This is a genomic window from Microbacterium suwonense, assembly GCF_030296555.1.
Classification (GTDB): Bacteria; Actinomycetota; Actinomycetes; order Actinomycetales; family Microbacteriaceae; genus Microbacterium; species Microbacterium suwonense.
In genome coordinates this window covers 1,599,404-1,616,316 of the sequence record NZ_AP027728.1, presented here as the reverse complement: position 1 = coordinate 1,616,316, position 16,913 = coordinate 1,599,404, and the positions used below count along the sequence as shown (strand labels likewise).

At 69.6% G+C, this 16,913-nt stretch carries 11 protein-coding genes and 3 pseudogenes; 11 read left to right on the top strand and 3 right to left on the bottom strand.

Annotation, left to right across the window (positions count from 1 at the left end; genetic code table 11):
- Window positions 1-10 precede the first annotated feature (10 nt).
- From QUE33_RS08095 to purH, 4 genes are read left to right on the top strand one after another with little or no spacing between them, the layout of a single operon-like run.
- The gene (locus QUE33_RS08095; protein ID WP_286298973.1) at window positions 11-631 is read left to right on the top strand and encodes a cell division protein PerM; all 621 of its coding nucleotides are present in this window, start codon (window positions 11-13) and stop codon (window positions 629-631) included.
- A complete protein-coding gene (locus tag QUE33_RS08090; protein ID WP_350226558.1) occupies window positions 565-1,272 on the top strand; it encodes a cell division protein PerM in 708 nt (235 codons plus the stop codon). Before QUE33_RS08095 ends, QUE33_RS08090 begins: the two co-directional genes overlap by 67 nt.
- Window positions 1,273-1,276: 4 nt before the next feature.
- The gene (purN, locus tag QUE33_RS08085) at window positions 1,277-1,852 is read left to right on the top strand and encodes a phosphoribosylglycinamide formyltransferase (protein WP_286298972.1); all 576 of its coding nucleotides are present in this window, start codon (window positions 1,277-1,279) and stop codon (window positions 1,850-1,852) included.
- 42 nt (window positions 1,853-1,894) lie between these two features.
- A complete protein-coding gene (gene purH / locus QUE33_RS08080) occupies window positions 1,895-3,502 on the top strand; it encodes a bifunctional phosphoribosylaminoimidazolecarboxamide formyltransferase/IMP cyclohydrolase (RefSeq protein WP_286298970.1) in 1,608 nt (535 codons plus the stop codon).
- 160 nt (window positions 3,503-3,662) lie between these two features.
- Here purH and QUE33_RS08075 read toward each other — a convergent pair whose 3' ends face one another.
- A complete protein-coding gene (locus tag QUE33_RS08075) occupies window positions 3,663-4,094 on the bottom strand; it encodes an Lrp/AsnC family transcriptional regulator (protein WP_286298969.1) in 432 nt (143 codons plus the stop codon).
- Window positions 4,095-4,216: 122 nt separating this feature from the next.
- Between QUE33_RS08075 and ocd the strand changes: the two genes are divergently transcribed.
- From ocd to QUE33_RS08040, 7 genes and pseudogenes are all read left to right on the top strand, one after another.
- The gene (gene ocd, locus QUE33_RS08070; protein ID WP_286298967.1) at window positions 4,217-5,254 is read left to right on the top strand and encodes an ornithine cyclodeaminase; all 1,038 of its coding nucleotides are present in this window, start codon (window positions 4,217-4,219) and stop codon (window positions 5,252-5,254) included.
- The gene (gene ctlX / locus QUE33_RS08065; RefSeq protein ID WP_286298965.1) at window positions 5,251-6,168 is read left to right on the top strand and encodes a citrulline utilization hydrolase CtlX; all 918 of its coding nucleotides are present in this window, start codon (window positions 5,251-5,253) and stop codon (window positions 6,166-6,168) included. Before ocd ends, ctlX begins: the two co-directional genes overlap by 4 nt.
- Before the next feature lie 88 nt (window positions 6,169-6,256).
- Window positions 6,257-7,766 (top strand): annotated as a pseudogene (locus QUE33_RS08060) (DNA-3-methyladenine glycosylase 2 family protein).
- Between the two features lie 5 nt (window positions 7,767-7,771).
- Window positions 7,772-8,278, top strand: a complete 507-nt coding sequence (locus QUE33_RS08055) for a methylated-DNA--[protein]-cysteine S-methyltransferase (protein WP_286298964.1) — start codon at window positions 7,772-7,774, stop codon at window positions 8,276-8,278.
- A gap of 428 nt (window positions 8,279-8,706) precedes the next feature.
- On the top strand, window positions 8,707-10,608 hold the full coding sequence (locus QUE33_RS08050; protein ID WP_286298961.1) for an ABC transporter ATP-binding protein: 1,902 nt from the start codon (window positions 8,707-8,709) through the stop codon (window positions 10,606-10,608).
- Window positions 10,605-12,411, top strand: a pseudogene (locus tag QUE33_RS08045) (ABC transporter ATP-binding protein). Before QUE33_RS08050 ends, QUE33_RS08045 begins: the two are co-directional and overlap by 4 nt.
- A gap of 91 nt (window positions 12,412-12,502) precedes the next feature.
- A complete protein-coding gene (locus QUE33_RS08040) occupies window positions 12,503-13,288 on the top strand; it encodes a hypothetical protein (protein WP_286298960.1) in 786 nt (261 codons plus the stop codon).
- Window positions 13,289-13,299: 11 nt separating this feature from the next.
- On the opposite strand, the gene QUE33_RS08035 is transcribed toward QUE33_RS08040, so the two are convergent.
- Window positions 13,300-14,724 (bottom strand): GH1 family beta-glucosidase, encoded by a 1,425-nt coding sequence (locus QUE33_RS08035; RefSeq protein WP_286298959.1) that lies wholly within the window; start codon window positions 14,722-14,724, stop codon window positions 13,300-13,302.
- A pseudogene (gene yicI, locus QUE33_RS08030) lies at window positions 14,721-16,825 on the bottom strand (alpha-xylosidase). The gene QUE33_RS08035 and the pseudogene yicI overlap by 4 nt, the downstream one beginning before the upstream one ends.
- Window positions 16,826-16,913: the final 88 nt, after the last annotated feature.

Here is a 16,913-nt window from a genome sequence, read left to right as displayed (position 1 = left end):
TCGATGGGTCATGCAACGTGTCATCGTCGTGCTTCTCGCCGCCCTCGACGCCCTCATCGCGGCCGCCGTGGGCGTGGTCGCAGTGCTCGCGCCGTTCACGCTGCTGTGGGTGCTGGCGTTCGGGGTGCACGCCGACTGGGGGTCGCTGTGGCCGGTCAGCGGCACGCTGTGGCAGTTCGGTCACGGGGTGCCGCTCGAGGTGACGCTGCCGGATGCCGTGCTGTCGAGCCTCGGCATCGCGAAGGAGGCGGCGACGTTCGCGATCTCGGTGCCGCCGCTAGCCCTCCTGCTGTTCACCCTGATCTTCGCCGCCCGCTCCGGTCGTCGCGCCGCTGCCGCGGGCGCCTGGCTGAGCGGGGTGCTCTCCGGCGCCGTCGTCTTCGCGCTGCTCAGCGCGCTGATCGGCGTCACCGCGCAGGCTCAGGTGCTCACTGCCCCGCTGTGGGCGGCGGTCCTGATCCCGGCATCCGTCTACTTCGCGGGTCTGCTGGCCGGAGCCGTGACGCGTGCCTGGTCGGAGGGCGACGACGGAATCATTGACCGGGTGCACGACATCGTGGATGGCTGGGGGACTGGGCGCCGGTACCGGCTGAGTCGCTGCGCGGCGCGGCGGTCGTCACCGTCGCGCTGACCGGTGCGGCCGCAGTCGGTGTGGCGGTCATGACGATGCTTCGCGGGGGAGAGGTGATCGCGCTGTTCGAGGCCGCCCGCGTGGATGTGCTGGGCGCGAGCATGCTCACGCTCGCGCACCTGATGTATCTGCCGACGCTGGTGGTGTGGTCGGCGAGCTGGCTCGCGGGCCCCGGCTTCGCGCTCGGCACGGGGACCGCGGTGTCGCCGGCGGGAACCGAGCTCGGCGTGGTTCCCGGCATTCCGGTGCTCGGGCTGGTGCCGGAGAACTCATCGATGTGGATGCTGGTGGCGGTGCTCGTGCCGATCGCCTGCGGCGCCCTGGCCGGCTGGATGGTCCGCTCGCGGCTGGTGTGGGGGCGCACCGGTACCGGGCTGTGGCCCCGGGCGGCGATCACGGCGGGCATCTCCGTCGTCTCCGCGGGCGTCGCCGCGCTCGCCGCAGTGCTGGCATCCGGATCCATCGGCCCGGGCCGGCTCGCGGATGCCGGTCCTGCGGTCGGCCCCTTCGCCCTGGCCGTCGGCATCGAGGTGCTCATCGGCTGCGGCATCCTGCTTCTCACGCCACGCCACCGCGACGAGCTCGCCGAGGAGCGCACCGACTTCTGGCGTGAGCAGGCCACCGCAGCCCCGGTAGACTAACCGGGTGCTGACGCTCGTCGTTCTCATCTCCGGTGCCGGCTCGAACCTCCGAGCCCTGCTCGAGGCGACGAGCCACCCCGATTTCCCGGCTCGCGTGCTGGCCGTCGGCGCGGATCGCGACGCCGACGGGCTCGCACACGCCGAGGATTTCGGCATCCCGACCTTCACCGTGCCGTACGCCGCCTACCCGACCCGTGAGGCGTGGGGTGAAGAGCTCGCCGCGCAGCTGGACGCCTGGCAGCCCGACCTGATCGTGCTCAGCGGACTGATGCGTCTGCTGCCCGCCGCGGTCGTGGCCCGCTACGCGCCACGGATCGTGAACACCCACCCCGCCTATCTGCCCGAGTTCCCCGGAGCACACGGGGTGCGCGACGCCCTTGCCGCGGGTGCGGAGCAGACCGGCGCCAGTGTGATCGTCGTCGATGACGGCGTCGACAGCGGCCCTATCCTCGCCCAGGAGCGCATCGCCGTGCGCCCCGACGACACCGAGTCCTCACTGCACGAGCGCATCAAGCCCGTCGAGCGGCGGCTGCTCATCGACGTCGTGCAGCGCATCGCCACCGGCGAGCTCGTCCTCTGACTCTCACCGACCCGAACCACCCACGTACGAAGGAGCATCATCATGGCCGGCCCTCGCCTCGATTCCTCGCTGTACCGTCACCGCGATCTGGTGCCGATCCGGCGTGCACTGGTGTCGGTGAGCGACAAGACCGGTCTGGTCGAGCTCGCCGAGGCGCTCACCGAGGCGGGCGTCGAGATCGTCTCCACGGGCTCGACCGCGCAGACCGTGCGCGACGCCGGATATCCGGTCACCGACGTCGCCTCGGTGACCGGTGTGGACGAGATGCTGGATGGGCGGGTGAAGACCCTGCATCCGAAGATCCACGGCGGACTGCTCGCCGATCTGCGCCTGGAGGATCACGAGCGTCAGCTCGCCGAGCTGGGCATCGCGCCGTTCGAGCTGGTGGTGGCGAACCTGTATCCGTTCGTCGAGACCGTCGAGTCCGGCGCGGAGCCCGATGAGATCGTCGAGCAGATCGACATCGGCGGGCCCTCGATGGTGCGTGCTGCGGCGAAGAACTACGCCAACGTGGCGATCGTCGTCTCGCCGGAGGCGTATCCGGCGATCATCGCCTCGGTGAAGGCCGGCGGCACCGACCTCACCCAGCGCCGGGAGCTCGCCGCCCGCGCCTTCTCGCACACCGCCACCTACGACACGGCGGTGGCGCAGTGGTTCGCCGAGAGCACTCTCAGCGACGGCGTGGATCTGCCCGCGCATCTGACCATCAAGGCCGAGCGCCTGGCGACGCTGCGCTACGGAGAGAACTCGCATCAGCGCGGTGCGATCTACACCCGCACCGGCGGGCACGGCATCGCCCAGGCCACCCAGCTGCAGGGCAAGGAGATGTCGTACAACAACTACGTCGATGCGGATGCCGCACTGCGCGCCGCCTACGACATGGTGCTGCCCTCGGTCGCGATCATCAAGCACGCGAACCCCTGCGGTATCGCGACGACCGCGCCGAACGCCCTCGACCCGATCGCCAGCGCGCACCTGCGCGCGCACGAGTGCGACCCCGTCTCGGCGTACGGTGGCGTGATCGCAGCGAACGGCACCGTGACGCTGAAGATGGCCGAGAACCTGAAGGACATCTTCACCGAGGTGATCGTCGCGCCCGATTTCGAGCCGGCGGCGCTCGAGGTGTTCAAGGCGAAGAAGAACCTGCGGCTGCTGCAGCTGCCCTCGGACTGGCAGCAGGAGCGGATGGACATCCGTCTCGTGTCGGGCGGACTGCTGCTGCAGGATGCCGACCGGTTCCCGGACGACATCGTCTCGGTGGCGAAGAACTGGGAGCTCGTCTCGGGCGAGCGCCCGGACGACGCGGCGATGGAGAACCTCATCTTCTCGTGGAAGGCGTGCCGCGCGGTGAAGTCGAACGCGATCGTGCTCGCGAAGGACAACGCCACCGTCGGCGTGGGCATGGGACAGGTCAACCGGGTGGACTCCTGCCGCCTGGCCGTGGAGCGCGCCGGGGCGCGTGCAGCGGGCTCGGTCGCGGCATCCGATGCGTTCTTCCCGTTCGCCGACGGACCGCAGGTGCTGCTGGATGCCGGAGTCTCGGCGATCGTGCAGCCCGGCGGCTCCGTGCGCGACGGCGAGGTCATCGACGCCGCCCGCAAGGCCGGCGTGACGATGTTCTTCACCGGCGAGCGCCACTTCTTCCACTGACGCGGAGCGCCAGCGACGCGGACGTGGAAGAAGTGGCCTTGAAAGCGGCGGAGCCTGCGGAGCCGCAAACCGTTCGTTGAGCGAAGGCGGCGGAGCCGCAAGAGTCGAAACGCCGTGACCCGACCTCTGAAACTACAGTGAAAGCGGCCGGGCCGCCCGGTCACACGCTCGCGGAGCTGAGCAGGATGCTGGTCTCGCTGTCGCGGATGCCGTCGATTCCGCGGATCGTGCTGAGCGTCTCGTCGAAGGAGGCCAGGCTGTCGCAGCTGACTTCGGCGACGAGATCCCAGCGGCCGTTGGTGGTGTGCAGCGCCGCGATCTGAGGTACTCCGCGCAGGCTGCGGATCACCTCCGCCGTGTTGCGGCCCTCCACCGCGATCAGCATGATCGCACGGACGACGGATGCTGCGGCGGGGTCGCGCACGCGCACCGAGAAGCCCACGATCACCCCGCTGTCGATGAGTCGCTTGAGTCGGCTGTCGACGGTTGCGCGGGTGACGCCGAGGCGGCGGGCGAGGTTCACCACGGATTCGCGGCTGTTCGCGCGCAGCAGCGACAGCAGTCGGCGATCGAGATCATCGAGCGAGATCATGAACAGAATGTACTGCACTAGCGAGCAGAAATACCAGTGAATGGCGTAAATGACTCACGTTGTTGATTGAAAGTATCGCTGGTCGTTCGTAGATTTGAGGTATCCGAGTGAAGGGTAGGGCGATGGTCCGTTTCGTCGATGTTCCGAACATGCGCAGATGGCTGATCGACACAGGCATCGAGCAGGCGATCTCGGGGATCGCCGACACCCTCGTGGAGGACTTCGCGCGCTGGGCCGACTTCGACAAGACCGCCCGCGTCGCCAGCCACTCCGACATCGGCGTGATCGAGCTGATGCCGGCCAGCGACGGCCGCAAGTACGGCTTCAAGTACGTCAACGGGCACCCGAGCAACCCGGCCCGTGGCCTGCAGACCGTCACGGCCTTCGGAGTTCTCGCCGACGTCGACAGCGGCTATCCGACGCTGTGGTCGGAGATGACGATCCTCACCGCACTGCGCACCGCAGCCACCTCCGCGATGGCGGCACGCGTGCTCGCGCCCGCCGGTGCGACGACCATGGCGATGATCGGCACCGGAAGCCAGGCGGAGTTCCAGGCCCTGGCATTCCGCGCTCTGCTGGGCATCTCGCACCTGCGTGTGTGGGACACCGACCCGCAGGCCCTCGACACCTTCGAGGCCAACATGCGTCCGCTCGGCTTCGACATCGTGCGCGCGAACGGCGCCGCCGAGGCCGTCCAGGGTGCGCAGATCATCACCACCTGCACAGCAGACAAGGCCAACGCCACTGTGCTGACCGATGAGATGGTGGCCTCCGGTGTGCACCTGAACGCCATCGGCGGCGACTGCCCGGGCAAGACCGAGCTCGACGAGCGCATCCTGCACCGTGGCGACATCTTCGTCGAGTACCCGCCGCAGACCCGCATCGAGGGTGAGATCCAGCAGCTCGATCCTGAGCATCCGGTCACCGAGCTGTGGCGCGTGCTGCGCGGCGAGGCCGCCGGACGCACCTCCGCCGAGCAGATCACGATCTTCGACTCCGTCGGGTTCGCGATCGAGGATTTCTCGGCGCTGCGCTACCTGGATGCTGCGATCGACGGCACCGACTACTTCACCGAGGTCGACATCATCGCCGAGCCCGAGGACCCGAAGAACCTGTTCGCGCTGGTGGCGCAGGGCGCCGCGGCGCCGAGCCTGGCGTGAGAGCCGCGTCCGCGCAGGCGCCGGGCGCGGTGGTGCTGATCCGGCCCCACCACTTCCGGCCCAATCCGCAGACCGCGGCCGACAACACCTTCCAGAGCACCGCCGACCACGATGTCTCGCGGGAGGCGTACGACGCGTGCACCCGGGTTGCCGAGAGCCTGCGTGAGGTCGGCGTGCGCGTGCATCTGTTCGAGGACGAGACCACCACGCATCCGGACAGCGTCTTCCCGAACAACTGGTTCTCGACCCACGCCGGCGGGCGCGTGGCCGTGTACCCGATGTATGCCGAGAACCGCCGCAGCGAACGCCGAGCCGACATCATCGAGATGCTCAAGACCGAGTACCGGGTGCAGGAGGTCATCGACTACTCCGGGCTCGAACCCGACGACCTGTTCCTCGAGGGCACCGGGGCCATGGTGCTCGATCATGTGTCGCGGATCGCCTATGCGGTGCGCTCGAAGCGGTGCGATCCGGTGCTCGTGGAGCGCTTCTGCACGGTGTTCGGCTACGAACCCGTCGTCTTCGATGCCGTCGATCCGGATGGCGTGCCGATCTACCACACCAACGTGATGATGTGCATCGGCAGCGATGTCGCACTGATCGGGCTGGACGCCGTCGTCGGCGACACGCGTCGGGCCGAGGTCGCGCACCGCATCCGCGAGACCGGGCGCACGCTGATCGCGCTGTCCGCCGAGCAGGTGGCGGCGTTCGCGGGGAATGCCATCGAGGTGCGCGGCCGCGACGGCGAACGCATCCTGGTGATCTCCGAGACCGGGCACCGCAGCCTGACCGCAGAGCAGCTGAGCATCCTCTCCGCATCGTGCCGCGTGCTCCCGATCGACGTCGCCCCGATCGAGTTGGCGGGCGGATCGGTGCGCTGCATGATCGCCGGCATCCATCTGGATCCGCGCTGAGCGGCGTCGCAGCCATCCTGATCCGGCGGTGAACAGCCGTGTCCGATTTCCGCCAGTCGACGTGCGCTGAAGGTGGCAGAGTGGGGGCATGGCCCCGCACACGATGACCTTCGACGAGCGGTATCGCGCCATCAGCGCACGCGACACCCGCTTCGACGGCCAGTTCGTCACCGCCGTGCGCTCCACCGGCATCTACTGCCGCCCGAGCTGCCCCGCGCGCACTCCCAAGCCCGCGAACGTCACTTTCTATCCGACCAGCGCGGCCGCGCACGAGGCGGGGTACCGGGCGTGCAAGCGCTGCCTGCCGGAGGCGACTCCCGGCTCGCCGGTCTGGAATCTGCGTGGAGACGCCGCGGCGCGGGCCATGCGCCTGATCGCTGCGGGCGTCGTCGAACAGGAGGGGTGCCCGGGCTCGCGAATCGGCTCGGCTACTCGCCCCGGCACCTGACCCGGATGCTGACCGCCGAACTCGGTGCCGGCCCGCTCGCCCTGGCCAGGGCCCATCGCGCCCACACGGCGCGGATGCTGCTGACCAGCACCGACATGCCCGTATCGGAAGTGGCCTTCTCTGCCGGGTTCGCCAGCATCCGTCAGTGCAACGACACGATCCGGGAGGTCTTCGAGATGACACCGGGGCAGCTGCGGCACACGCGCCGCGCGGCTGCGCCGGATGCCGGGGCGCAGGGTGCCATCGATCTGCTGCTGCCGCACCGGACGCCGATCGACGCAGCCGGCGTGTTCGCGTGGATGGCGGCCCGTGCCGTGCCCGGCGTGGAGGAGGCGACCGCGACCTCGTTCGCGCGGCACCTGCGGATGCCGGGCGGCCCCGCCCACCTGGAGATCCGGCAGGACGCCGACGCACGGCTGCACCTGCGCGTGCGGGTCACCGGGCTCGGCGATCTCGCCCCGCTCGTGTCGATCAGCCGCCGGCTGTTCGACCTGGACGCCGATCCGGCCGCCGTCGATGAGGCGCTCGCCGTCCACCCGCAGCTGGTGCCGCTGGTCGCGGCGATCCCCGGCATCCGTGTTCCCGGAGCCGCCGACCCGCACGAGATGCTGATCCGTGCGATGGTCGGCCAGCAGATCACCGTCGCGGCCGCCCGCACCGCGCTGACGGCGCTCACCGAGCAGCTGGGGAGCGCACCGCCGACGGCGGGCTGCTGTTCCCGACGATGGCGGCGATCGCCGAGCACGGCACCGAGGTGCTGCGCGGGCCGGCGGCCCGCATCCGTGCCATCACCGGCGCCGCGGCGGCGCTCGCGGATGGCTCGCTGATCCTGACCGTCGGCGATGACGCCGCCGAGCAGCGGGCACGACTGCTGGCGATGCCCGGCATCGGCCCGTGGACGGCGGACTACGTGCGGATGCGGGTGATCGGCGACCCCGATGTGCTGCTGCCCGGTGACGTCGCCGTGCGCGCCGGGGCCACGGCATCCGGCATCCCCGCCGACCCGCGCTCGCTCAGCGCCTGGTCGCAGCGCACCGCGCCGTGGCGCAGCTACTTGACCGCCCATCTCTGGCGCGCGGCCCCGGTCCGCCCCGCTCGCCGCGAACACCTCGACTCGGCGCCTCCGATGAAGAATCGACGAAAGGCATGAACAGCATGACCGCACGCATCCAGACCATCGACACCCCCGATGGGGCCCTCACGATCCTCGCCGACCCCTCCCAGCGCGTGCTCGCCTCGGGGTGGAGCGACGACCACGCCGCCATCATCGAGCGGGTGCACGTCTCCCTGCGGCCCGACGACATCATCGAGGCGGAGACGGATGCCGCAGCCGCGGCACGCGCGTACTACGGCGGCGACCTGACCGCGATCGACACCGTCGCGGTGCGCCAGCACGGCACCGAGCTGCAGCATGCCGGGTGGCGGACGCTGCGCCGCATCGCCCCTGGCAGGCCGCTCACCTACAGTGAGTTCGCCGTCGAGCTGGGCAGACCGCAGGCCGTGCGCGCTGCGGCATCCGTCTGCGCCCGCAACGCCCCGGCGCTGTTCGTGCCCTGCCACCGCGTGCTGCGCTCCGACGGATCCCTCGGCGGCTTCGCCTGGGGCCTGCCGGTCAAGCGCAGCCTGCTCGACCGCGAGGCCGCAGCGGCTGCGATCAGGTGATCCCGCGCAGTTTCCCTCCGCCGAGACCCCTCGTGGCCGTCGATACCCCTCAGGAATCGCGCGTGTGGTGAGGGGTTTCGACACTCAGGAGGGGTCTCGGCGATCTGGAACCTTGGAAATCCGCATTGGGGCGGAACCGACAGTGCGGCACATGTCGGAAAGGGGATTCCCTTTGTGCTCGGAGCGCTTGCCATCGGGATCGTGGCACGCATAGGATTGAAGGCTGTCGCGCCGATCGGCCCGATGAAGCCGAGCCTGCGGAGGACACCATGACCACGACGATTGTCACGACGTTCATCCCCGCCGGCTCGCGCGCAGCTCGCCTGCGCGACTGACCGCGGCGGACGGCCTCGCCGTTCGCCGCATGCACCGGATGCCGAGCATCCGCTCCGTCTTCATCACCTGATCGTCCCGCAAAACCGAGAGCCATGTCTGTCACCTCCTCTTCGTCGTCTCTGTCCACCGTCGCCGCCCTCTGGCGCCTGAAGCCCTTCGTCCGGCCCATCGTCTGGCGCCTCGTCGGCGGCGCGCTCAGCGCACTCGCCGCCGCGGTGATCGCGCTAATGATTCCGATCGTTCTCGAGCAGATCGTCCGCGGTCTCGGCGACGTCGCGGGCGCGCACCTGAACGGCGGCGTGCTCGGCCTGATCCTGGCGGGTGCGGCCGGCGTCTTCGCCCTTGCTCTCGGCGAGGCCGCGATGGTGTGGCTGCGGCGCTGGTTCGTGCTGACCCCGGCCACCGAAGTCGAGTTCCAGATGCGGTCGGAGCTGTACGCGCGACTGCAGAACCTGCCGGTCGCCTTCCACGATCGGTGGCAGTCGGGCCAGCTGCTGAGCCGGATGATGCAGGACATCAGCCTGATCCGACGCTGGATCGCCTTCGGCCTGATCCTGCTGGTGGTGAACATCCTCACGATCGGCATCGGCGCCGTGCTGCTGTTCCGCTGGCACTGGATGCTGGGCGTGATCTTCATCCTGACCGGCATCCCGATGTGGATCCAAGGGTTCCTCTTCGAGAAGCGCTACGGCGTGCTTGCCCGGCGCAGCCAGGACCAGGCCGGCGACCTCGCCACCAGCGTCGAGGAGAGCGTGCACGGCATCCGCGTGCTGAAGGCGTTCGGCCGCGGCAAGCACGCCCTCAGTCGCTTCAGCCGCCAGGCCGAGACCCTGCGCGAGACCGAGCTGAGAAAGGCCCGCGCGGTCGGCGAGATCTGGTTCTGGCTGGACCTCATGCCGCAGATCGCGTTCGGTGTGAGCCTGATCACCGGCATCTGGCTGATCTCCACCGGCGGCATCGACGTCGCCCAGCTGTTCGCGTTCTTCGCGATGGCCACGGTGCTGCGCTGGCCGATCGAGTCCATCGGGTTCCTGTTCTCGTTCATGCTCGACGCCCGCACGGCGACTGATCGCGTCTTCGACATCTACCGTGAGACCAACTCCATCACCGATCCCGAGAAGCCGGTGCACCTGGCGGAGCCCCGCGGCGAGCTCGCCTTCGAGGGCGCGCGCTTCCGGTATCAGGATGCCGGGGCAGCCGAGCGCGACCTGCTCGATGGCATCGACCTGGTGCTGCGTCCCGGTGAGACCATGGCGCTGGTGGGACTGACCGGATCCGGCAAGACCACCCTGACCACGCTGCCGGCGCGCCTGTACGACGTCACCGGCGGACGGGTCACGCTGGACGGCGTCGACATCCGCGACTTCGAGCTCTCCGAGCTGCGCCGCCACATCGCCATGGCGTTCGAGGACGCCACGCTGTTCTCGGCATCCGTGCGCGAGAACGTGCTGCTCGGCCGCGCTGACCTCGACATCCACAGCGCGGAGGGCGAGCGCGTGCTGCGCGAGGCCCTCGATGTCGCGCAGGCGGGATTCGTCGACACCCTTCCCGACGGCGTCGAGACGATCATCGGCGAGGAGGGGCTGAGCCTCTCCGGCGGCCAGCGTCAGCGCCTGGCCCTGGCGCGAGCGGTCGCCGCGGCTCCTAAGGTGCTCGTGCTCGACGACCCGCTCTCGGCGCTGGACGTCGACACCGAGGCTCTCGTCGAAGAGGCACTGCGGCACGTGCTGGCTGAGACCACCGCGCTGATCGTCGCGCACCGCCCCTCGACCGTGGCGCTCGCCGATCGCGTCGCCCTGCTGGAGAAGGGCAGGATCACGGCGGTCGGCACGCACTCCGACCTGCTGCGCACCAGCGCGCACTACCGCCACGTGATCTCCAGCCTCGAGGCCGAGCAGGCGGCGCGCACCGGAACCATCCCGATCATCACCGAGGCGATGAACGAGGCAGCCCAGAACGAAGCATCCGCCACCGAGAAGGAGGTGCAGGCATGACCATCACCGGAACCCAGGACGAGGACCGCTCCCACTACACCAAGGAGGAGAGCCGCGCCATCCGGCAGCGCTCGCTGCGCCTGCTCGGCTCGCTGATCCACCCGCTGCGGCTGCGCATCGTGATCGCTGCCCTCGTGCTGGTCGTCTCGACGGCGCTCCAGGTCGCCGGTCCGATCCTGATCGGCATCGCGCTCGACGACGCCCTGCCGCAGCTGCTGCAGAACGCCGACTGGATGCCGGCGATCATGATCACCGCCGTGTACCTTCTCGCCGGCATCCTCGGGTCGGCCCTGATCGGCTTCTACGTCGTGCTCGCCGCCCGTATCACGCAGGCGGTGCTGCTGGATCTGCGCAAGCGGATCTTCCTGCACACCCAGCGGCTGAGTCTGGAGTTCCACGAGTCGTACACCTCGGGCCGGATCATCTCGCGCCAGACCAGCGACCTCGACTCCATCCGCGAACTGCTCGACGGCGGCCTGAACAACCTCGTCTCGGGTGTGCTGTTCGGTCTGTTCACGTTCATCGCGCTGGTGATCGCCGACTGGCAGGCCGGTGTCATCCTGATGCTGGCAGGGATCCCGCTCGTGCTGCTGATGCGCTGGTTCTACGGGCGGTCGCAGCTGGTGTACCGCGAGTCGCGCGTGATCAGCGCCAAGGTGATCGTGCAGTTCGTGGAGACGATGACCGGCATCCGCGCGGTGAAGTCGTTCCGCAAGGAGCCGCGCAATGACGTCGCGTTCCGGAAGGTGGCGGGGAGTACCGCGACATCAACCGGCGCTCCATGGTGCTGTTCGGCACCTTCGAGCCCGGGCTGATGGCGGTGTCGGCGCTGACCATCACCCTGGTCGTGCTGTGGGGCGGCATCCGCGTCTCGGACGGCGTGCTCGGCGTCGGCGTGCTGCTGGCCAGCGTGCTGTACGTGCGCAACTTCTTCGCGCCCATGCAGGAGATCGCGATGTTCCTGAACTCCTACCAGTCCGCGACCGCGGCGCTGGAGAAGGTCTCCGGCGTGCTCGAGGAGCAGCCCACCGTTCCCGACCCCGACAAGCCGGTGGACCTGTGGGAGTCGCGCGGGGCGATCCGCTTCGACGAGGTGACCTTTGGCTACAACGGCGAGAAGACGATCCTGCCGAACTTCTCCTCGACATCCCTGCGGGCCAGACCATCGCCCTGGTCGGCACCACGGGCGCGGGCAAGTCGACGCTCGCGAAGCTGGTCTCGCGCTTCTACGACCCGACCGAGGGCGCCGTCGCACTCGACGGAGTGGATCTGCGGATGCTGCATCCGAAGGATCTGCGCCGCGCCATCGTGATGGTCACCCAGGAGGCGTACCTGTTCAGCGGGACGGTCGCCGACAACATCGCGCTCGGCAAGCCGGATGCCACTCTCGACGAGATCCGCGCCGCCGCGCGGGCCGTGGGCGCCGATGAGTTCATCTCTGCGCTTCCGGACGGGTACGACACCGACGTCAACAAGCGTGGAGGGCGTGTGTCCGCCGGGCAGCGGCAGCTGATCTCGTTCGCCCGCGCGTTCCTGGCCGACCCGGCGGTGCTGATCCTCGACGAGGCGACCGCCTCGCTGGACATCCCCTCGGAGCGGCTCATCCAGGATGCGCTGCAGACGCTGCTGGCCGACCGCACGGCGATCATCATCGCGCACCGTCTGTCGACGGTCGCGATCGCCGACCGGGTGCTCGTGATGGAGCACGGCCGGATCATCGAGGATGACGCGCCCGATGTGCTCATCGCCGGCACCGGCAAGTTCGCGCAGCTGCATGCGGCCTGGCAGGAGACCCTGGTCTGACCCTCAAGGCCCGTCTATATGGCGCGCGTGCACGCTTCTCGGCTGAAAAGCGTGCACGCGTGACAAATAGACGGGCGGTTAGGCTGAGGGGGTGGATCCGATCTGGGCCGCCGCGGCCGATCTCTGGTGGATCGCGCCGGCCGTCGCGGGTGCGGGAGCGGTCGGTTTCGCCACGGTTCGAAGGCGGCAGACGGTGAACGGAAAGCGGCTCGGCTACGACGCGGCCAGGCTTGAGCTGCGCCAAGCGCAGAAGGATGCCAGGGCCGCGGCCGTCACGGTGCGCATCGCCCGCGCCGAAACCACGCGGATGGTCGCCGATCGCGCGGCCGCCAGAACGGATGCCGACGCCGTCGCCTCCGCGCGCCGAGCCCTGCGCGAGGCCCAGCTTGCCTCGAAGGCTGCGACCGCGCGGGTGAAGGCCGCACGGGCACGCGTCTCCGCCGAACGTGCGGCGCTGGGGGCGGGAGACCTGCCGCTGGACCGGGTGCGCTCCCGTCACGACGCGATCCTGGCGCGCTGGATGGAGTACGAGACCGACCCGGCCAAACTGCTGGCCTTCCCGGGAATGTCCGATGGGCGCCAGCCGCACACGGCAGCCTTCTTCGCCGCTCTGGAACGCGCGCGCGATCTGCGTCCGCCGCGCGAGGGTGAACGGGTCACAGCATCCGCCTTCTCCGACTACCGTCGCGCGGTGGACGACCTCGAACGCGCCCTCGACGTCGCGGAGCGCTCCGCGCGCGGTGAGAAGAACCCGTCCGACCTGCCCGATGCGCTCCGCGAGGCCGCCCGCACCCTGATGGAGAAGTCCACCGAGGCGCTCAACCGCACCACCGACCTGCTCGGCGACTGGAACGCCCGGCGTCGGCGCGGCCGCTGACCCGAGTCGCGCTATGACGCGATCGTGCGGGTGCGGATGAGTTCCCGATACCAGTGCCCGGAGTCCTTCACGGTGCGCTCCAGCGTGTCGAAGTCGACCCGCACGATGCCGAATCTCTTCGCGTAGCCGTAGCCCCACTCGAAGTTGTCCAGCAGCGACCACACGAAGTAGCCGCGCAGATCCACGCCGCGCTGCAGCGCCCGATGGGCGGCGGTCAGGTGCCGGTGCAGGTAGTCCTGCCGCTCGGCATCAGGGATCGAGCCGTCGGCGGCGACCCGGTCGTCGAACGCCGCGCCGTTCTCGGTGACCATCAGCGCCTGCCCGGGGAACTGCTCGGACAGCGACACCAGCAGCTCCTCCAGACCCTCGGGGGCGATGTTCCAGCCCATCGCGGTGTGCGGCCCCGGCTGCTCGACGAACTCGACGATCCGATCACTGCCGGGCCAGGCGGTGCCGCCCTCGGCGCCCTTGTGCCCGTCGTTCTGCTGCCGCGGCGCGACGCCGTCCCACAGCCGCACGGCGGTGGTGGCGTAGTAGTTCACGCCCAGCACGTCGATCGGCTGGTGGATGGCGGCGAGGTCGCCGTCGTGCACGAAGCCCCAGTCGGTGACGGATGCGGTGTCGGCCAGCAGATCGGCGGGATACTCGCCGCGCAGCATCGGCTGCGTGAACGCGCGGTTGGCCAGCGCATCGATCCGGCGGACCGCCTCGTGCGCGCCGTCGCCTTCGCCGCGCAGCACGTGGAAGTTCAGCGTCACCGAGTAGTCGGGGTCACCGGTGGAGGTGGCGCGCAGCGCCTGCAGCGCCCGCCCGTGGGCCAGGTTGAGATGGTGCACAGCGGCCAGAGCGGATGCCGGCTCGCGGCGCCCCGGTGCATGCCCGCCCTGCCCGTAGCCGAGGTACGCCGAGCACCACGGCTCGTTCAGCGTGGTCCAGGTGTGCACGCGGTCGCCGAGCGCCGCACCGAGGATCGCGGCGTACTCCGCAAACGCGTCGACGGTCGCCCGCGACGCCCAGCCGCCGGCATCCTCCAGGTACTGCGGCAGATCCCAGTGATACAGGGTCGCGACCGGACGGATGCCGCGGGAGAGCAGCCCGTCGACCAGTCGCGAGTAGAAGTCCACGCCCTCCCGGTTCACCTCGCCGGATGCGGCGGGGACGATGCGCGGCCAGGCGATCGAGAACCGGTACGCCTCCAGACCCAGCTCCGCCATCAGATCGAGGTCTTGCTCGACTCGGTGGAAGTGGTCGCAGGCGACGTCTCCGGTGTCGCCGTTCCACACCTTCCCTGGCGTGCGGCTGAAGGTGTCCCAGATGGACGGGGTGCGCCCGCCTTCGGCCGTGCCACCCTCCACCTGGTAGGCGGCCGTCGCGGAGCCGAACGTGAAGGTCTCGGGGAACACCCGTCCCGAGTCGCGGTAGTCGTCCACGGTCATCCTGTCACCTCCTCGAGGTTCACAGCGTAGTCGCGCGCGGTGCCGTCGGGGGAGGTGACGGTGACGGATGCCGTGCCCGTCCCGCCCGGGAACACGCGCAGCTTCAGACCTTCGTGATAGTCGTAATCGGGACGGTCGTGCCGCGCTCCCCAGGGCAGGACTGCACCAGGACGAACATAGAGCGGCAGGGAGTCGAAGCCGTGCGTCTCCCGGCGCCACGCGCCGCCGGTGACCGTCTCGCCGGTGAGCAGTGACGTCCACTGGCCGGCGGGTAGGTAGAAGTCCACCTCGCCGTCGGCACGGAACACCGGCGCCACCAGCAGATCTGCCCCCAGCATGTATTGGCGGTCCAGATACGCGGTCGCCGGATCGTCCGGAAACTCCAGTGCCATCGGCCGCATCACCGGCACGCCCGTACGCACCGCATCGAGGCCGTGCTGGTGCAGGTACGGCATGAGCCTCATCTTCAGGTGCGTGAAGCGACGGGTCACATCCACGGCCTCCTCGTCGAAGGCCCACGGCACCCGGTACGAGCTCGACCCGTGGAACCGCGAGTGAGAGCTGAGCAGACCGAACGCGGCCCAGCGCTTGAACACCCCGGCATCCGGCGTGCCCTCGAAGCCGCCGATGTCGTGGCTCCAGAACGCGAAGCCGCTCATCGCCAGCGACAGCCCGCCGCGCAGCGTCTCGGCCATCGATGCGAACGTCGAGGTGGAGTCGCCGCCCCAGTGCACCGGCGTGCTCTGGCCGCCCGCCGTCGCCGAGCGCGCGAACAGCACCGCGTCGCCCTCGCCCCTGGCCTCGACCAGCACATCCTGCACGGCACGGTTGTACAGCTGGGTGTACAGGTTGTGCATCCGCTCCGGGTCGCTGCCGTCGGACCACACCACGTCGGTGGGGATGCGCTCGCCGAAGTCGGTCTTGAAGCAGTCCACGCCCTGCTCGATGAGGCGCCGCAGGTGCGACTGGTACCAGGCCGTCGCGGCTGGGTTCGTGAAGTCCACCAGCCCCATGCCCGCCTGCCACAGATCCCACTGCCAGACCGAGCCGTCGGCGCGGGTGACGAGATAGCCGAGGTCGGCGGCCTCGCGGAACAGCGGGAGCGCTGCGCGATGTACGGGTTGATCCACACGCACACCCGCAGGTCCTTCTCGTGCAGGCGGGTGAGCATGCCATCCGGATCGGGGAAGACCCGGGGATCCCATTCGAAGTCGCACCAGTTGAACTCGCGCATCCAGAAGCAGTCGAAATGGAACACCGACACCGGCAGTTCACGGGCGGCCATCTCGTCGATGAACGAGTTGACGGTCTGCTCGTCGTAGTCGGTGGTGAAGCTGGTCGACAGCCACAGCCCGTACGACCAGGCCGGCACGACCGCCGGCCGGCCGGTGAGGGCGGTGTACCGGCCGAGCACGTCCTTCGGGGTGGGGCCGGCGATGACGAAGTACTCCAGCACCTCGCCCGACACCGAGAACTGCACGCGCTCGACGGCCTCCGAGCCCACCTCGTAGGAGACATGGCCCGGGTCGTTGACCAGCACCCCGTATCCGCGGCTGGACAGGTGGAAGGGCACGTTCTTGTACGCCTGCTCGCTGGAGGTGCCGCCGTCGGCGTTCCAGATCTCCACCGACTGGCCGTTCTTCACCAGCGGGCCGAAGCGCTCACCCAGACCGTAGACGAGCTCTCCCACGCCCAGATCGAGCTGCTCATGGATGAAGGTCGTGCCGCGCGGCACGGTTCCGTTCTGCCTGGCGTTGCCGACGATCCCGGTATCCACCTGCGCTCCGGGAGCCAGCTGCAGCCAGCCCTGCGCGCGGTGACCGCTGCCGGTCACCCGACGGCCGGCCACCTCGAACGACAGATCCCAGGGGGCACCGGGGGCGATGCGCGCGACCAGCGTGCCGGCATCCAGCACGCCGCCGTCGGCGGTGATCGAGACGGATGCCGACGACGCGCCGGCCCCGGGAAGATCGAACCCGCCGTGCCACCGACCCCCGGAATGGTGGGCGATGCGCACCCGGATCACGCCCTCGGCGGGCGAGGAGAGTGTCGTGGTCAGCACCGGCCGGTTGAGGGTGTCGCCCCGCTTGTCGATGACCATGGTCGGCGCCGTGATGACGATCCCGGAGCCGTCGGGAGTATCGGAGGTGCGATCGATGTCGTACGCCTCCTGCGCGTACAGGGCGGTG

What these genes read in the sequence shown, in the direction of transcription:
- QUE33_RS08035 (WP_286298959.1), bottom strand. Translation starts at nt 14,724, where the DNA reads ATGACCGTGGACGACTACCGCGACTCGGGACGGGTGTTCCCCGAGACC.
- QUE33_RS08050 (WP_286298961.1), top strand. Translation starts at nt 8,707, where the DNA reads ATGTCTGTCACCTCCTCTTCGTCGTCTCTGTCCACCGTCGCCGCCCTC.
- QUE33_RS08095 (WP_286298973.1), top strand. Translation starts at nt 11, where the DNA reads ATGCAACGTGTCATCGTCGTGCTTCTCGCCGCCCTCGACGCCCTCATC.
- ocd (WP_286298967.1), top strand. Translation starts at nt 4,217, where the DNA reads ATGGTCCGTTTCGTCGATGTTCCGAACATGCGCAGATGGCTGATCGAC.
- QUE33_RS08075 (WP_286298969.1), bottom strand. Translation starts at nt 4,094, where the DNA reads ATGATCTCGCTCGATGATCTCGATCGCCGACTGCTGTCGCTGCTGCGC.
- purH (WP_286298970.1), top strand. Translation starts at nt 1,895, where the DNA reads ATGGCCGGCCCTCGCCTCGATTCCTCGCTGTACCGTCACCGCGATCTG.
- QUE33_RS08055 (WP_286298964.1), top strand. Translation starts at nt 7,772, where the DNA reads ATGACCGCACGCATCCAGACCATCGACACCCCCGATGGGGCCCTCACG.